This is a genomic window from Olleya sediminilitoris (assembly GCF_016785945.1).
In the GTDB taxonomy this organism is placed as follows: Bacteria; Bacteroidota; Bacteroidia; order Flavobacteriales; family Flavobacteriaceae; genus Olleya; species Olleya sediminilitoris.
On record NZ_JAEMEF010000009.1, the window covers coordinates 130,725 to 145,195 of the forward strand.

The 14,471-nt window shown below is 30.0% G+C and carries 16 protein-coding genes and 1 riboswitch; of the genes, 12 read left to right on the top strand and 4 right to left on the bottom strand.

Annotated features, from left to right (window positions below):
* Positions 1-18 precede the first annotated feature (18 nt).
* Positions 19-1,107 (top strand): alkene reductase, encoded by a 1,089-nt coding sequence (locus JAO71_RS11170; protein ID WP_203000859.1) that lies wholly within the window; start codon positions 19-21, stop codon positions 1,105-1,107.
* 82 nt (positions 1,108-1,189) lie between these two features.
* Here the strand turns inward: JAO71_RS11170 and JAO71_RS11175 are convergent, their stop codons facing one another.
* The gene (locus JAO71_RS11175; RefSeq protein WP_203000861.1) at positions 1,190-2,503 is read right to left on the bottom strand and encodes a Na+/H+ antiporter NhaC family protein; all 1,314 of its coding nucleotides are present in this window, start codon (positions 2,501-2,503) and stop codon (positions 1,190-1,192) included.
* A 49-nt stretch (positions 2,504-2,552) separates the two neighbouring features.
* A riboswitch (SAM-I-IV-variant riboswitch) is annotated at positions 2,553-2,650 on the bottom strand.
* 494 nt (positions 2,651-3,144) lie between these two features.
* Between JAO71_RS11175 and JAO71_RS11180 the strand changes: the two genes are divergently transcribed.
* Complete coding sequence (locus tag JAO71_RS11180) at positions 3,145-3,726, top strand: DUF6515 family protein (protein WP_203000863.1); 582 nt, start codon at positions 3,145-3,147, stop codon at positions 3,724-3,726.
* Between the two features lie 71 nt (positions 3,727-3,797).
* Here the strand turns inward: JAO71_RS11180 and JAO71_RS11185 are convergent, their stop codons facing one another.
* Both JAO71_RS11185 and JAO71_RS11190 read right to left on the bottom strand, forming a co-directional pair.
* Positions 3,798-4,508: a hypothetical protein gene (locus tag JAO71_RS11185; RefSeq protein ID WP_116822736.1), complete on the bottom strand. Its 711-nt coding sequence runs from the start codon at positions 4,506-4,508 to the stop codon at positions 3,798-3,800.
* A gap of 140 nt (positions 4,509-4,648) precedes the next feature.
* Positions 4,649-4,981, bottom strand: a complete 333-nt coding sequence (locus JAO71_RS11190; RefSeq protein ID WP_116822737.1) for a winged helix-turn-helix transcriptional regulator — start codon at positions 4,979-4,981, stop codon at positions 4,649-4,651.
* A 248-nt stretch (positions 4,982-5,229) separates the two neighbouring features.
* Between JAO71_RS11190 and nfsB the strand changes: the two genes are divergently transcribed.
* From nfsB to JAO71_RS11240, 10 genes are all read left to right on the top strand, one after another.
* Positions 5,230-5,889, top strand: a complete 660-nt coding sequence (gene nfsB, locus JAO71_RS11195; RefSeq protein WP_079737852.1) for an oxygen-insensitive NAD(P)H nitroreductase — start codon at positions 5,230-5,232, stop codon at positions 5,887-5,889.
* A gap of 27 nt (positions 5,890-5,916) precedes the next feature.
* On the top strand, positions 5,917-6,756 hold the full coding sequence (locus JAO71_RS11200) for a DUF4437 domain-containing protein (RefSeq protein ID WP_203000864.1): 840 nt from the start codon (positions 5,917-5,919) through the stop codon (positions 6,754-6,756).
* Positions 6,757-6,928: 172 nt separating this feature from the next.
* Entirely contained in the window at positions 6,929-7,891 is a 963-nt protein-coding gene (locus JAO71_RS11205; protein WP_203000866.1) for a 2OG-Fe(II) oxygenase, read from the top strand.
* Positions 7,892-7,913: 22 nt separating this feature from the next.
* On the top strand, positions 7,914-8,702 hold the full coding sequence (locus tag JAO71_RS11210; protein WP_203000868.1) for an SDR family NAD(P)-dependent oxidoreductase: 789 nt from the start codon (positions 7,914-7,916) through the stop codon (positions 8,700-8,702).
* Between the two features lie 87 nt (positions 8,703-8,789).
* Positions 8,790-9,410 (top strand): MarC family protein, encoded by a 621-nt coding sequence (locus JAO71_RS11215; protein WP_203000870.1) that lies wholly within the window; start codon positions 8,790-8,792, stop codon positions 9,408-9,410.
* 21 nt (positions 9,411-9,431) lie between these two features.
* Complete coding sequence (gene kefF, locus JAO71_RS11220; protein WP_116822743.1) at positions 9,432-10,028, top strand: glutathione-regulated potassium-efflux system oxidoreductase KefF; 597 nt, start codon at positions 9,432-9,434, stop codon at positions 10,026-10,028.
* Between the two features lie 4 nt (positions 10,029-10,032).
* Positions 10,033-11,925: a monovalent cation:proton antiporter-2 (CPA2) family protein gene (locus tag JAO71_RS11225; RefSeq protein WP_203000872.1), complete on the top strand. Its 1,893-nt coding sequence runs from the start codon at positions 10,033-10,035 to the stop codon at positions 11,923-11,925.
* Positions 11,925-12,806 (top strand): helix-turn-helix domain-containing protein, encoded by an 882-nt coding sequence (locus JAO71_RS11230; RefSeq protein ID WP_203000874.1) that lies wholly within the window; start codon positions 11,925-11,927, stop codon positions 12,804-12,806. The genes JAO71_RS11225 and JAO71_RS11230 overlap by 1 nt, the downstream gene beginning before the upstream one ends.
* An 88-nt stretch (positions 12,807-12,894) precedes the next feature.
* Entirely contained in the window at positions 12,895-13,092 is a 198-nt protein-coding gene (locus JAO71_RS11235) for a hypothetical protein (RefSeq protein WP_054851006.1), read from the top strand.
* Positions 13,089-13,466, top strand: a complete 378-nt coding sequence (locus JAO71_RS11240; protein WP_203000876.1) for a nuclear transport factor 2 family protein — start codon at positions 13,089-13,091, stop codon at positions 13,464-13,466. The genes JAO71_RS11235 and JAO71_RS11240 overlap by 4 nt, the downstream gene beginning before the upstream one ends.
* A 330-nt stretch (positions 13,467-13,796) precedes the next feature.
* Here JAO71_RS11240 and JAO71_RS11245 read toward each other — a convergent pair whose 3' ends face one another.
* On the bottom strand, positions 13,797-14,201 hold the full coding sequence (locus JAO71_RS11245; protein WP_203000878.1) for a hypothetical protein: 405 nt from the start codon (positions 14,199-14,201) through the stop codon (positions 13,797-13,799).
* Between the last annotated feature and the right edge of the window lie 270 nt (positions 14,202-14,471).

Below are 14,471 nucleotides of genomic sequence, written 5' to 3' on the forward strand. Positions count from 1 at the left end.
AGACACATCAAAATTACTATGAGCAAACAATACCTTTTAACACCTTACAAAAAGAATATTACAATTAATAATAGAGTAGTTATGGCACCAATGACACGTAGTCGTGCTGATAATAATGGTAAAGTACCAACAAACGATTTACAAGGTTTATACTACGAGCAACGTGCATCGGCTGGATTAATAATTACAGAAGGATCACAAGTATCTAAACAAGCTGTTGGTTATATAAATACGCCAGGAATCCATACAGAAGCACAAGTAGAGGGTTGGAAAAAAGTAACCAAACGTGTACACGATAAAGGCGGAAAAATATTTATACAATTATGGCACGTTGGACGTATGTCTCATCCAGATTTTCATAATGGTGATTTACCAGTTTCTGCTTCAGCCATAAATCCTAATGCTAAATCGTTTACACCAGATGGTTTTAAGGATACAGTGACACCAAAAGCAATGACTATTGATGAGATTAAACAAACGGTTAAAGATTTTCAAAAAGCAGCAGCAAATGCGATAGAAGCTGGTTTTGATGGTGTAGAAATACACTCGTCTAACGGTTATTTGTTTCAGCAATTTTTTAATGGCTGTTCCAATGAAAGAACTGATGAATATGGAGGTTCGATTGAAAATAGAGCGCGTTTCTTTTTCGAAGTTTTAGATGCTATGAAGGAAGTGATTCCGCAGGAAAAAATAGGAGCACGTTTTAATCCGTCGTTACATGGTATGTCTGGAATTACAGTAGATGAAGAAACTATTCCTACGTTTGAATACATTATTAAAAAGTTAAACGATTACAATTTAGCCTATATTCATTTATCTGAACCTTTTACAGATGTCTCTGAAGTACCTTTTGCTGTCACAGAAATTGCAAAACATTTTAGACCATTATACAACGGAACATTAATGATTAATACCGATTTTGATCAAGACAAAGGAAACCAAGTTTTAGAAGCTGGTAATGCCGATTTAGTTGCTTACGGAAAACCATTTATTTCTAATCCAGATTTAGTAGAGCGTTTTGAAAAAAATATTGAATTAGCAGATTGGGATAAAGACACATTTTACACCACAGGAACTGAAGGTTACACAGATTACCCAAAGGCTTAAAGCCAATAAATAATAAGTAAAAAAAGCATCTAAAATTAATTTTTAGATGCTTTTTAAATTTATATAAAATTTTTATTTACAATTATTTATGTTTAATTTTTAAAAGTAAAGGTTTAAATGATATAAATAATATTGTATAAATAAATAATAGTAATAAATACCAAGTATTAGATACTAAATCTAAGTAATCTATCTTACCATTAGAGAAGCTTAAAATCATTAAAACTTGTGCTCCATAAGGTAAAATACCTTGTACAATACAAGCAAAAATATCTAAAATTGAAGCTGTTTTTTTATTGTCTAATCCATACTCATCGTTAATCGTTTTAGCAATTGGACCAGTAATAATTATTGATACTGTATTATTAGCAATTGCCATGTTTATAGTACCAACCAGAGAAGCAATTCCTAATTGTGCAGAGGTTTTGTTTTTTATAAGCTTTTTAATATTTTTTAATATGTAGTCTATTCCTCCGTTTTTAGAGACCAAAGCAGCTAAACCACCAGTTAATAGCGATAGTAAAAATATTTCGGTCATGCTTGTAAAACCAGTGTAAGCTAGTTTTGTAGATTCAATAAGTGTGAAATCGCCATAAATAATTCCTAAAAGTCCACCAGCAATAACACCTAAAAGTAAAGTTACAAAGACATTCACACCAATTATAGATAATATTATTACCAATAAATAAGGTAATATTTTAACAATAGAATAGGTGTAGACCGTAGCGTCTTCAACATTAGTTTCTAATTCTAAACCTTGAATAATTAGTATAGCAATAGTAAATAAAGCTGCTGGCAACGCTATTTTAATGTTCTGCTTAAATTTATCGCTCATTTTACAGCCTAGCGATTGGGTTGCTGCAATGGTAGTGTCTGATATCACAGATAAGTTATCACCAAACATACTTCCGCCTAAAAGTGCGCCACAAAGTATTGCTAAATCTACACTGCTTTTGTCTGCAAAACCAATAACAATAGGTGCTAAAGCTACAATTGCGCCAACCGAAGTTCCTGTAGAAACCGATAAAAATGCAGCAATTATAAACACACCAAAGTAAATGTATTGTATGGCAATAAAGTCTAACCCTAAATTCACAATAGTGTCAACACTTCCTGTAGCTTTTGTTATGGTAGCAAAAGCACCTGCTAATAAATAGATTAAACACATGGTTAAAATCTTATCATCTCCACAACCTTTTAAAAGCGTTTCAATTTTAGAATTAATTGATTGTCTAAACATTAAAAATGCGACTATAATACCTACGATAACTGCAATTGGCGCAGGAAGTGCATAAAAATCGTTTTGATAAATTCCAACACCTAAAAACGTAAATACAAATACGAATAGCGGAATTAAAGCTGTAAATTTTGGAGTAATTTGTTGTGGACTTGCCATTTTTCTTTTTCATTTTAAAAAGGAAATAGCAATCAAAAAACAAGAAATATGAGTTAACATTTGTTCCAATTAATTGGCTTATCTATTTAGCACCTTGCTCGTTATTGCAGGTTGCTATCTCCTTTTTAGAGATTCTTGATAATTAATTTTAAGTTTGCAAAAGTAGGGTAGAAAGCAATACGTAATTCTTAAAAAGTGTTAATTTTTTAAAAAGTCAAAATTCTCGTCGATAGATTTCCCGATTTCGTATAGTCAAAACCCTCAAACGTCTATCGCTTTATAATAAGATAGCATATAGTTTCACCTTTGAAGTGTAAAATTAAAACACCTTAAAATATGAAATTATATTTAATCTTAGTTAGTTTATTTTTAGTGCAACTATCTCTTTATCAATAAAAATCAACTAAATAAACCTAAGTTTTTAGAGTATATTAATACTAATTCTTTGCATTAATTTTCAGGAATTTTACCTTATAAAACAATCTCATCTATAAAAAATAATCGGATTGATAGATATAATATAGCTAGCTGTCAACTTTCATTATTTAACAGAAATAATTCAGATACTTTTAAACTATTAATACTAATAAACGTCTTAGTATTAATAGCAAAATAAAGTTGAACTATTAAATTTTTAAATTATGAAAACATTTATAAAAGCATACATATTACCAACAGTATTGTTGGTAGCATTTGCAGCACAAACAGAAGCACAAACTAGAAGAAGTACTAGTAATAAAAAAGTTACAACAACTACAACTAAACGTACAGTTGCTAAGCGTGTACCAAGTACAAAAGTGACCTATAAAACACCAAAACGTAAAGTAGTTTCGGTTAGAAATGTGCCTAATAGAACAGTTGTAACGCATAGAGGACAAAACTATTACTATGCTAATAATAAGTATTACACACAATCTAGAGGTCGTTACATTGTAATAGCTCCAAAGGTAGGTTTTAGAATTAAAACTTTACCTGTAAACTATAAAAGAGTACGTTATAATAATTATTACAATGCTCATGGTATATTTTATATTCAAATAAATAACCAATATGAAGTAGTAGATCCAGAAGTTGGTACTATTGTTTATGAGTTACCAGATGATTATGAAAAAGTTGTTATAAACGACGAAACGTATTATGAATACGCTAATATATTATACGAAAAAGTACAAATAGATGGTACCAGAGCTTATGAAGTTGTAGGTATTATAGAAATGAATTAGTTACGCTTGATTTTGGTTGATTGATTTGTAACATGAAAAAAGGGTAATGTAAAAGTTATCCTTTTTTCTATTTAAAAATATTGCTTTTTAATGTTTTTAGGATCTACTGGTTTAGTTTCAGAAATAAATTTCATGAACAAATAAATAGCCATAAAATGGCAAATAATAATTATTACCGTAAAGGTTTGGTTGTAAAAAAAGTATTCATTTATTGGAGATAATCCAATTTGAAACAACGAGAATAATCCTGATGTAAGTAAAATAGTTCCGTTTTTATAATTATTATTAAGATATACAATTGCAAAAGTGACTGTGTAAATTAAAACACAAATAGCACAAATAAACATGTAAATTTGACTATTGTTGGGGATTTTATCTAATAAAAGTTCTATAACAGCATAGCTTATGTAAGCTATTAAAAAACCACCAATTACAGATGATATTGACAACAAAGACTTTAATTTACTTTGTATTAAATATTTTTTTAATGAAAATGTATATAAGATTAAATATAATGAAGTTAACAAAGATATTTCTCCAAAATAATCATGAAAGGAATAAAATGTTAAAAAATTAATACAAAATAAAGCTGCTAGAGCTAATAAAAATAATGGATCCGTATTTTTTTTAACAACACTAATATATTTTAAAAATATTGTAACAATAACTACTGGGCAAATGTAAAGCAATTGACTTTTTTCCATTATTACGCTCATACCAACTGCAATTGATAAAGCAATAACGAACAGAATATCAAAAAAATGTAGTTTAATTTTTAGCATTAGTATTAGAAGGGAATATCCTACATAAGATAAATATTTACTTAGTAGAAAAATTTGTTTTTGTCAATTTACAATTAATCTTTGATATGTTTAATACACTTTTAATCAATTGTTTTTTTAAACTAAGCTGATAAACTTAATTATTTTTGTTCAGAAACAGCATAAACACCCCAATCTGCAATAGATTGCACTACAGGAATTAAAGTTTTACCAAAATCGGTTAACGAATATTCTACCTTTAAAGGTGGTTTAGAAGTATATACTTTTCTTTTTACAATACCATCTTCTTCTAAAGTTTTTAATTGTAAACTCAATGTACGCTCTGTAACTGTTGGCATTTCTTTTCTTAATTCATTATAACGAAGGGTTGTATCAATTAAATGAAACATAATTACCGTTTTCCATTTTCCTCCAATAATTCCCATGGTTAAACTGGCACAACATGGATATTCCTTTCCTTTAAACGTATACATAATTATTTTTTAAGTATTAAATCTTTGGCAAAGATAAAATACTATACTTATTTATACAACTATACTTTTTATAGTAAATTTAACATTCGGCTAAAAGTATTGATTTTGTTGGGTATACATTTTTTTTTAGTGTAATATTTTATACTATCCTTTTTGACCGTTATTGTGTGTTTTAGATTCTCTAATTACTTTTGCACTATACTTTTTATAGTATAATTAAAAAATCAACATAATTAAAACATATACAAATGAATTTAACTGAAACATTAAACTGGAGATACACAACTAAAGAATTTGACTCAACAAAAAAAATATCTGAAGCAGATATGGCAGAAGTCAAAAATTTATTAAGAATGAGCCCATCGAGTGTAAATTTGCAACCTTGGCATTTTATAGTTGCAGAAACTACAGAAGGTAAAGCACGTATTGCAAAAGGAACTCAAGGTTTCTTTCATTTTAATGAACCTAAAGTAACTAATGCATCAGCAGTTGTATTATTCTGTTCTAAAATTGATGCAGATGATGCTTATTACCAACATATTGCAGATACTGAAGATAAGAATGGTAGGTTTCCAAATGAAGATATAAAAAACGGATTTTTAGGAGCTGTTAAAGCGTTTGCTGGGATTCACAAATACGATTTAAAAGACCAACAACACTGGATGGAAAAACAAGTCTACTTAAACATAGGAAGCTTTTTATTAGGTGTTGCTAGTTTAGGTATTGATGCAACTCCAATGGAAGGTATTGATGTAAAAGCATTAGATGAAGAATTTGGTTTAAGAGAAAAAGGTTTTACTGCTTTAGTTGCTGTTTCTATAGGTTACAGAGCAGATTCTGATTTTAATTCAACAGATAAAACACCAAAATCTAGATTGCCAGAAAGTGAATTATTCACTGAAATATAATTAGTATTTCTCTTGAAATTTAATGTCATGAAAAAAAATATTTTAATCACATTCGCACTAATAGCAAGTATTTTCACCAATGCACAAACACCAACAACAGACAATATTAAGTCTACAAACGAGGTAGTCACTGCAGATACTGTAGAATGGGGTTGGTTAAATCCTTTAAGAGGTGATAAAAGTCCAGCAGCAGGAAAACTTTGGGGAGACAGAACCAAAAACGAACCAGCAGGTTTTTTAGTGAAATTCAATAAAGGGTTTTCTTCGCCACCACACATTCACAACATTACGTATCGTGGTGTGGTCATTAAAGGTTTATTGCATAATGATGATGAAAATGCAGAAAAACAATGGCTACCTGCAGGATCTTATTGGCAACAACCAGCAGGAGAAGCACATATTACTGCAGCAGATGGTGAGGAAAATATGGCTTTTTTAGATATACAAGAAGGACCATATTTGGTAAAGCCAACATCTGAAGCTTTTGATAATGGAGAAAGACCTGTTAATGTTGATAAAACGAATTTAGTTTGGTTAAATGCCAATGATATTGAATGGATTTCAGAAAAAAGTAATGTAGAAACTGCCTTTTTATGGGGAAGCCATGAAAAAAATCAATTACGTGCTACACTTTTAAAACTACCAGCTGGTTTTAAAGGAAAAATTAAAAATTTAAGTCCGAATTTTAGAGCTGTAGTTATTTCTGGTGGAATTTTACATCAGTTTTCTAAAAAAGAAGTTAAAAAGGAATTAAACGCACCATCTTATTTCGGAGCAGCAGAAAACGCAACTTCAATTATTTCAGCAGAAAAAGAAACGGTGCTTTATATTAGAAGTAACGGAAATTATAAAGTGATTTCAAAATAACTTTTAATTTTAAAATATAATTAAATCCCAAGTATCGATTAATATTATACGAAGCCACCAAATATTTAATATTATGTGTGGCTTTTTCAATTCATAATATAATTTGATTACAAAAGCTAAATGCAGAAACTAGTAGTTATCGATATTCAAAAAAGAATCTAAAAAATTAGATATGAAAACAATAACAAATACCAATGCACTAGAACAAGCACGTGCACTTAAGCAACTTACTCGTGAAGCGTCATTAAAACGTGAACCTTCTGTATCTCATTTTTGGAATAGCAACAGAAAATTACTAGAAGAAGCATGGGCAACATGGGAAATGGAAAACAAAGACAATTTACTAATTCCTGATGAATCGCTGCTTGATCCAAAATTGCGAAAAGTAATAAATGACGCTTGGGAAAACCCAGAAAAAGAAAATGCTGTTGCCGATTTATGGGAAGAAATTATTCCGGGTGTTTATGTGACGCAATTTTTTGATGTGGAACGCTTAGCAGAATTCCGTAAGTATTTAGAAGACGTAGTAAATTCTGAAATCCCAAAACGTGCACCATATGGAATACAATTAAATCGTTATGGAATGATGTTAGATGAGCGTTCTGAAGGTCATCTAGCTGCACCAAGTTTCCAGGCCTTTTATAACGACATGATGAATCGTTATATGCGTCCAATTGCACGTTTATTGCTTGGTACTTATGGTTACGATAACCAAACGTTTGGTTTTTCAATTCAATATAATCCAGATAAGGATAAAGATTTACATGCACACACAGATGCTTCAGCAGCTACTTTAAATATTAATATTAACTTACCTGATGAAGTATTTACAGGATCTGAAGTTGATTTCTATGATAAAGCTTCCGGAAAAACAGTGCAAACTATTTTTGAACCAGGAAAAGCAATTATTCACAGAGGTAATGTGCCACATGCTACACATCCTATTACTAGCGGACAACGTAGTAATTTGGTAGTTTGGTTATACGGAGATCGAATGCAAGTGCCAAGAGGAAGTACAAGTAGTTATGGTAATGTAAATAACTTAACGTCAGAGAGTGTAACATCAGAAAATATTTCAGTAGATGAACGTTGGAGCGTGCCAAAAGGAACTAAAGATACGTTTGCGCCATTTTAAAAATTAAAAAAAATAATAGAATATGAATATATTAATCACAGGAAGTACAGACGGTATTGGAAAACTTACTGCTTTAAAACTAGCTAAAGAAGGCCATGAAGTATATGTTCATGGAAGAAGCAAAGCTAAAGTAGACAGTGTTATTGCCGAAATTAAAAATGCTTCAAACAACAAAAATATAAAAGGATTTGTTGCCGATTTTTCTGATTTAAATGCTGTAAAACAACTTGCGGAACAAATTAAAAATGAAGTATCAAGTTTAGATGTTTTAATTAATAATGCAGGTATTTTTAAAGCACCTTTACAAAAAACAAAAGACGGATTAGATATTAGAATGTCTGTTAATTATTTAGCGCCTTATATTTTAACAGAAAGCATTATTTCGGTTCTAAAAAAAGGGTCAGCAACAAGAATAGTAAATTTAAGTTCTGCAGCACAATCTTCAGTTAAAAAAGGTATTTTAACAGGCGATGTATCTACCAGTGCTAACGAAGCTTACGCGCAAAGTAAATTGGCACTAACCATGTGGAGTTTTTATTTTGCAAAACAACATCCAAATATTACGACTATAGCTGTAAATCCAGGTTCTTTATTAAATACCAAAATGGCTAAAGAAGCTTACGGACAACATTGGTCTCCAGCAGAAAAAGGTGTAGATATTCTTTATGATTTAGCCATGTCTGAAGCAAATAAAAATGAGTCAGGCAAGTATTTTGATAATGATAAAGGTAGCTTTAGTAATGCACATCCTGATGCTTATGATGAGGCTAAAATTCAAACATTATTAGAGATTACAAGTAGTTTGGTTTAAAAGTTGAATTTAATTGTTAAATTATAGAAAATTAATTTTTTAGTTAAAAAGATATTCAAGTTCTTGCTAAATTAAATTTTCAAATTAATGGATAACCTAATAACTTTCTCAATAGCAGTGTTTACTGCCTTTTTTGCGATAACAAATCCGATTTCTAATATGACGGTTTTTTTATCTTTAACGCAAGGTGCAGACAAAAAAACAAAGCATGACATTAACAGACGATCAAATATTATAGCCTTTGTTATCGTTGCAGTTTTTGTGTTATTAGGAAAATATATTTTCGAATTATTTAATATTAGTATTCCTGCATTTAAAATTACAGGAGGTATACTAATATTTTTTATTGGTTTTGATATGTTACAATCAAAACGTTCTAACGTAAAAAGCCTTAAACATGTTCATGTAGATGAAGATATAGCTGTTTCACCTTTAGCAATTCCGATTTTAGCTGGTCCTGGAACCATTGTTACAGCAATGAATTTTGTTGCCAATGTAGAAACTATCCATATTATAATAGTAATTCTTATTTATGGTTTTATGAATTTACTAACATATTTCACTTTTAGATTAAGTGATTTAATTGTTAGTATTGTAGGGAAAAATGTAATTTCTGTTATAGGAAAGATCATGGGTTTAATTATTGCTATTATTGGTACAGGAATGATTATAAACGGAATAAAACTTTCTTTTGATTTTATAACATAAACCTAATTTACTACTGTTAATATGAAAAAAATCCTAATTCTATTTGCGCATCCAAAACTTGAAAAATCCAGAGCTAATTTATCTTTAATTAATCATATTAATGATAAAGAAAATGTGACTGTTCATGATTTATACGAAGAGTATCCAGATTTTCATATAGACGTTCCTAGAGAGCAAAAATTATTAGAATCACATGATATAATTATATGGCATCATCCTTTTTATTGGTATAGTTGTCCGCCATTAATGAAACAATGGATTGATATGGTATTAGAGTTTAATTGGGCTTATGGGCCAGAAGGTAAAGCGCTACACAATAAAACATGTTTAAATGCTATAACAACTGGAGGTTCTAAAGAAGTTTACTGTTCAGCCGGATATAATAGTTTTACTGTTGAACAATTTCTAAGACCATTTGAGCAAACTGCTAATTTATGCGGTATGACTTATTATCCGCCATTTGCAGTTATGGGAACACATAATCTTTCCGATGAAAAATTAAACGATTATAAAATTAATTACGGTAAATTAATTGATTTGCTTCAAAACAATTTATCAATAAACGATTTTGAGAAAAAATCTTTTATTAACGATATACCACAACTTAAAAGCTCTTAATTATATGACAGGAAGTTTACTTTTTGAAGCTATAATGTTTTTGCTTGGAGCCATTATTTGTGTCTCTATAGCAAAGCGATTAGGTTTAAGTTCGGTTATTGGATACTTATTGGCTGGTGTATTAATTGGACCTTATGTTTTAGGTTTTATTGGAGAAGAAGGCGAAGATATATTGCATTTTGCAGAATTTGGAGTGGTAATGATGCTGTTTCTTATTGGATTAGAAATTGAACCTAAAAATTTCTGGAACATGCGGAAAACCATACTTGGTATGGGAGGAATACAAGTAGGAGGTACCATGTTATTATCCTATTTATTATTTACTTTTTTAGGATACGATTGGGAAGTCGCTTTAGTAATTTCTATGGCTGTAGCATTATCATCTACAGCAATTGCAATGCAAACCATAAAAGAAAAAGGTTTGATGGAAACTACTTTTGGAACTTCAGCCTTTTCCATTTTATTGTTTCAGGATATTATAGTGATTTTCATGATTGGTATAATGCCATTATTATCTAATTCTAATACAGAAACACAAACCGATGGACATACTGAATCTGTTAGTCTAATTGAAAGTTTACCTTTAGTACTTCAAACAATAGCCATTATACTATCGGTTGTAGTAATTATTGCTTTAGGACGTTATGTCATTGTACCAATGCTAAGAAAAGTTGCAAAAACAGATGTAAGAGAATTACTTATTGCTGCCGCATTTTTAATTGTTTTTGGAATTTCATTTATTATGGAATTGGTAGGTATCAGTCCGGCTTTAGGTGCTTTTTTAGGTGGTGTAGTATTATCTAATAGTGAGTTTAAACACGAATTAGAAAGCACTCTAGAACCTTTTAAAAACTTACTATTAGGTTTGTTTTTTATGGCAGTTGGCGCTTCAATAAACTTTATAGTTATTGCCAAAAGTCCGCTTACTATTGGTGGTGTTTTAATTGCTATAATTATATTAAAAGCGGTAGTTTTATTTGTTACCGGTCGTGTATTTAATTTAAAATTAGACCAAAAACTGCTATTAACTTTTAGCTTATCACAAGTTGGAGAATTTGCTTTTGTATTATTGTCTTTTGCTTTCGGTTTAAATATTTTAGAACAACAAGAAATGGATATGCTGCTGGTAATTACAGCCTTAAGTATGGCATTAACACCAATAATTAGTATTGTAAACGAGCGTTTTATTCTTCCAAAAGTTGGTACTAAAGAATCAATAAAACGTCCAATGGATCATATTGCAAAATCACAAAAAATAATTTTAGTTGGTTTTGGTAATTTTGGAAGTACGGTAGGTCGTTTTTTAAGATCACATGGCGTAGAAGCTACTATTTTAGATCAAGATTCAAACCGAGTAGATTTTCTTCGTAAAATGGGTTTTGAAGTATATTATGGTGATGCAACACGTCTAGATTTGTTGGAATCGGCAGGCATTGCCGAAGCTAAAATTTTAATTATTGCTACTAATAGATTAAGTGTAACTAAGGCAATTACTAAAATTGTAAATGAAAAATATCCACACATCGAGCTCATGATTAGAACTAAAAACAGAGAAGATGCTTACGAGTTATTAAATCTTGGTCATGAAAATTTTTATCGAGAATCTTTAGATACTTCATTGGCATTAGCTAGTGATGTTTTACATAAATTAGGTTTTAGAAAATATACTTTAAAGCGACAAGTGAAAAACTTTATTAAGTATGACGAAACAAGTTTAAGGCGCTTAGCAAAAGCACCAAAACGTGATGAGGAATATATATTTAAAGCCAGAAAGGAGCTTAAAAAGCAAGAAGAATTATTAGATGCAGACTTTAAAAGAGGTATTGTAGACTTTGACAATCATTGGGATAGTGACCATATTAGAAAAGCTTTAGAAAAATCTAATACAAAAATGTAATGCAAAAAAAGGTGCCACAAATTGTTTTCGATTCTAAAAAACCAGAAAATAGTGGTATTGAAATTTTAACCATTGAAAGTCTTGCCTCTCGTAAAACCGAAATTATAGACCATAATCCAGAAAAAGCACATCAGGTTGCTTTTCACATGATTGTTTTTTACACGCAGGGAGAAAGCAAGCAATTGGTAGATTTTGTGTGGCATCCTGTAAAGAAAAACACCATTATCCATCTGTCTAAAGGGCAAATAAATGCCTTTCAATTTACTAAAAAATTAAAGGGTTATATTTTATTATTTACGGAAACCTATTTAAAAAATCAGATAAATAATTCACCAAAAAATGAATATTTAAGGTTGTTTAATACGCATTTATTTTCACCAAGTATTCAAGTGCCACAAGATTCTAATATTATACGTTATTTTGATTTGTTTTATGAGGAGTATAACAATCATACAGAAGATTTAAATCAGCAAAACACCTATAAATCAATATATTCTATCATTTTCTCCAAGTTAGAAGGCTTAAAGCAATTCCAGCCTTTTCATTTAAAGCAATCTAAACAAGTTAATATCTTTTTAGATTTTAAAGCACTTTTAGAGCTTCATTTTAAAGCCAGTAGAAATGCAGATTTTTATGCTGAAAAACTTAATATTACTTACAAACATTTAAATACCGTTTGTAAGGCAACAGTATCTATTACAGCAAAGCAATTTATTGATCAATTTATTGTTTTAGAAGCAAAACGATTACTAATAAATTCAGATATAAAAAGTACGGAATTAGCCTATTCGCTAGGTTTTGAAGAATCTACAAACTTTGTAAAATACTTCAAAAAACATACAGGTTTTACGCCAAACAACTTTAAAAAGAACTATTTGTAAGTTCAGGTTCGATATTTACCATTTTTGCACTCATATTTATCTTTAGCATATTACATGATTATAAGATATTTGTTTAAAAATCAAACAAATGTCAGACGTTAGATCATGCCCAAAGTGTGGCGCTAAAGCAAAATATAAAGTAAAAGAAAATATTGAATCTTTTGAAGCACTGCAAGATGACGAGCTTTTAAAAAAAGTTGGTCAACTAAAAAAAGCAATGCAAAAATTTAAAGAAAAAGCTGAGGCTCTAGAGAAAGAATTAACCGAATTAAAATCTAAATTATGAATATAGCACAAAATAAAAAAAACGCTATCGCATTTTATAAAATGGCTTACGAGGGCAATCCAACAAAAGCAGTCGAGTTATATGTTGGAGATAAATATATACAGCATAACCCAATGGTTGCCGATGGTCCACAAGGATTTATTGATTATTTTAATCGTATGCAAAAAGAGTATCCAATAAAGTCAATTAATTTTGTAAGAGCACTTGCCGAAGATGATCTGGTAGCATTGCATACCCATCAAATCTGGCCAGATAACGACCAATATATTACTATGGATTTTTTCAGGTTTGATACCCATGGAAAAATTGTAGAACATTGGGATAGCATACAGCAAATACCAGAAACATCTGCTAATAATAATACGATGTATTAAATAATTATATGGATATCATCAAAAAACAATACGGTTGGATAATTGTTACCATTTTAGCTAGCTAACCATTATTGATGTTTTTTTAAATGATAAACATCTAGTTTTCTAATGGTTTATCGTTTTCATTAGCAGAAAATGCAGTTGGAGAAGGACGTAAAACTGTAGAAATGTTATATCATGTTACAGGGGAGTTTGCTATACGTTGGATGACTGTAGTATTAACGTGTACACCTTTTTTTATAATATTTAACTCTGAACTTCTATTATTTTGAAAAGCCAAATAATCACTTGCCAAAACAATTAATTATAGATGATGTTGTAAAACGTTTTTTATTCATTTTTCAAATCAACCCATAAAGAATATGCTCCGAAAAAAAGCCCGAATGGAATACATATTCCAAACAAACCGATATATTCCTTTTCAGAAATAGCTTTCGAAATGAAAAAGTAGATTATAGTGAATGAACAAACGATTCCAAATATCGCAAAAAGCTTTATCATTCCAGTTCCGACAATTTTATTAAAATTATTATTCATTCGTGTTGAGTCTTTTGGAATACTAGAAAAAAACCAATAGAGCATATGATATCCAACATTAATTGTTATTACGGTTATTATCCGTTCTTTGAAGTCAATATCAGGTATAAAAAGCACAAGTAGAATGCTGAAAATTAGATTTATATATCCGAAAATTTTATAGTACTTTTTAATGTCATTTTTGTTTATTATTTCCATTCAGAGTGCGTTTTGAAATGTTTTACAACGGTTTTGTGTATGGCTCGTTGCGGAAAATCAGCTATGATTTTCCGCCGTAACCGAAAGATAGCAAATTGCAAAGAATTCCGATTAGGAATTCAGCCGCAATGAGCTATACACGTCTTAAGTTAGCATTTTAATAAAAACATTAAATTTAAGACATATAAATAAGAAAGCACAAAAGAGAGGAATAAGGTTAATATATACGCAGAGACTACAGATCTCGTCAACATTGAAAATCCCCTCTCT

Excerpts from the sequence above, each read along its gene's own strand:
- JAO71_RS11170 (WP_203000859.1), top strand. The coding sequence starts at position 19 with ATGAGCAAACAATACCTTTTAACACCTTACAAAAAGAATATTACAATT.
- JAO71_RS11175 (WP_203000861.1), bottom strand. The coding sequence starts at position 2,503 with ATGGCAAGTCCACAACAAATTACTCCAAAATTTACAGCTTTAATTCCG.
- JAO71_RS11180 (WP_203000863.1), top strand. The coding sequence starts at position 3,145 with ATGAAAACATTTATAAAAGCATACATATTACCAACAGTATTGTTGGTA.
- JAO71_RS11185 (WP_116822736.1), bottom strand. The coding sequence starts at position 4,508 with ATGCTAAAAATTAAACTACATTTTTTTGATATTCTGTTCGTTATTGCT.
- JAO71_RS11190 (WP_116822737.1), bottom strand. The coding sequence starts at position 4,981 with ATGTATACGTTTAAAGGAAAGGAATATCCATGTTGTGCCAGTTTAACC.
- nfsB (WP_079737852.1), top strand. The coding sequence starts at position 5,230 with ATGAATTTAACTGAAACATTAAACTGGAGATACACAACTAAAGAATTT.
- JAO71_RS11200 (WP_203000864.1), top strand. The coding sequence starts at position 5,917 with ATGAAAAAAAATATTTTAATCACATTCGCACTAATAGCAAGTATTTTC.
- JAO71_RS11205 (WP_203000866.1), top strand. The coding sequence starts at position 6,929 with ATGAAAACAATAACAAATACCAATGCACTAGAACAAGCACGTGCACTT.
- JAO71_RS11210 (WP_203000868.1), top strand. The coding sequence starts at position 7,914 with ATGAATATATTAATCACAGGAAGTACAGACGGTATTGGAAAACTTACT.
- JAO71_RS11215 (WP_203000870.1), top strand. The coding sequence starts at position 8,790 with ATGGATAACCTAATAACTTTCTCAATAGCAGTGTTTACTGCCTTTTTT.
- kefF (WP_116822743.1), top strand. The coding sequence starts at position 9,432 with ATGAAAAAAATCCTAATTCTATTTGCGCATCCAAAACTTGAAAAATCC.
- JAO71_RS11225 (WP_203000872.1), top strand. The coding sequence starts at position 10,033 with ATGACAGGAAGTTTACTTTTTGAAGCTATAATGTTTTTGCTTGGAGCC.
- JAO71_RS11230 (WP_203000874.1), top strand. The coding sequence starts at position 11,925 with ATGCAAAAAAAGGTGCCACAAATTGTTTTCGATTCTAAAAAACCAGAA.
- JAO71_RS11235 (WP_054851006.1), top strand. The coding sequence starts at position 12,895 with ATGTCAGACGTTAGATCATGCCCAAAGTGTGGCGCTAAAGCAAAATAT.
- JAO71_RS11240 (WP_203000876.1), top strand. The coding sequence starts at position 13,089 with ATGAATATAGCACAAAATAAAAAAAACGCTATCGCATTTTATAAAATG.
- JAO71_RS11245 (WP_203000878.1), bottom strand. The coding sequence starts at position 14,201 with ATGGAAATAATAAACAAAAATGACATTAAAAAGTACTATAAAATTTTC.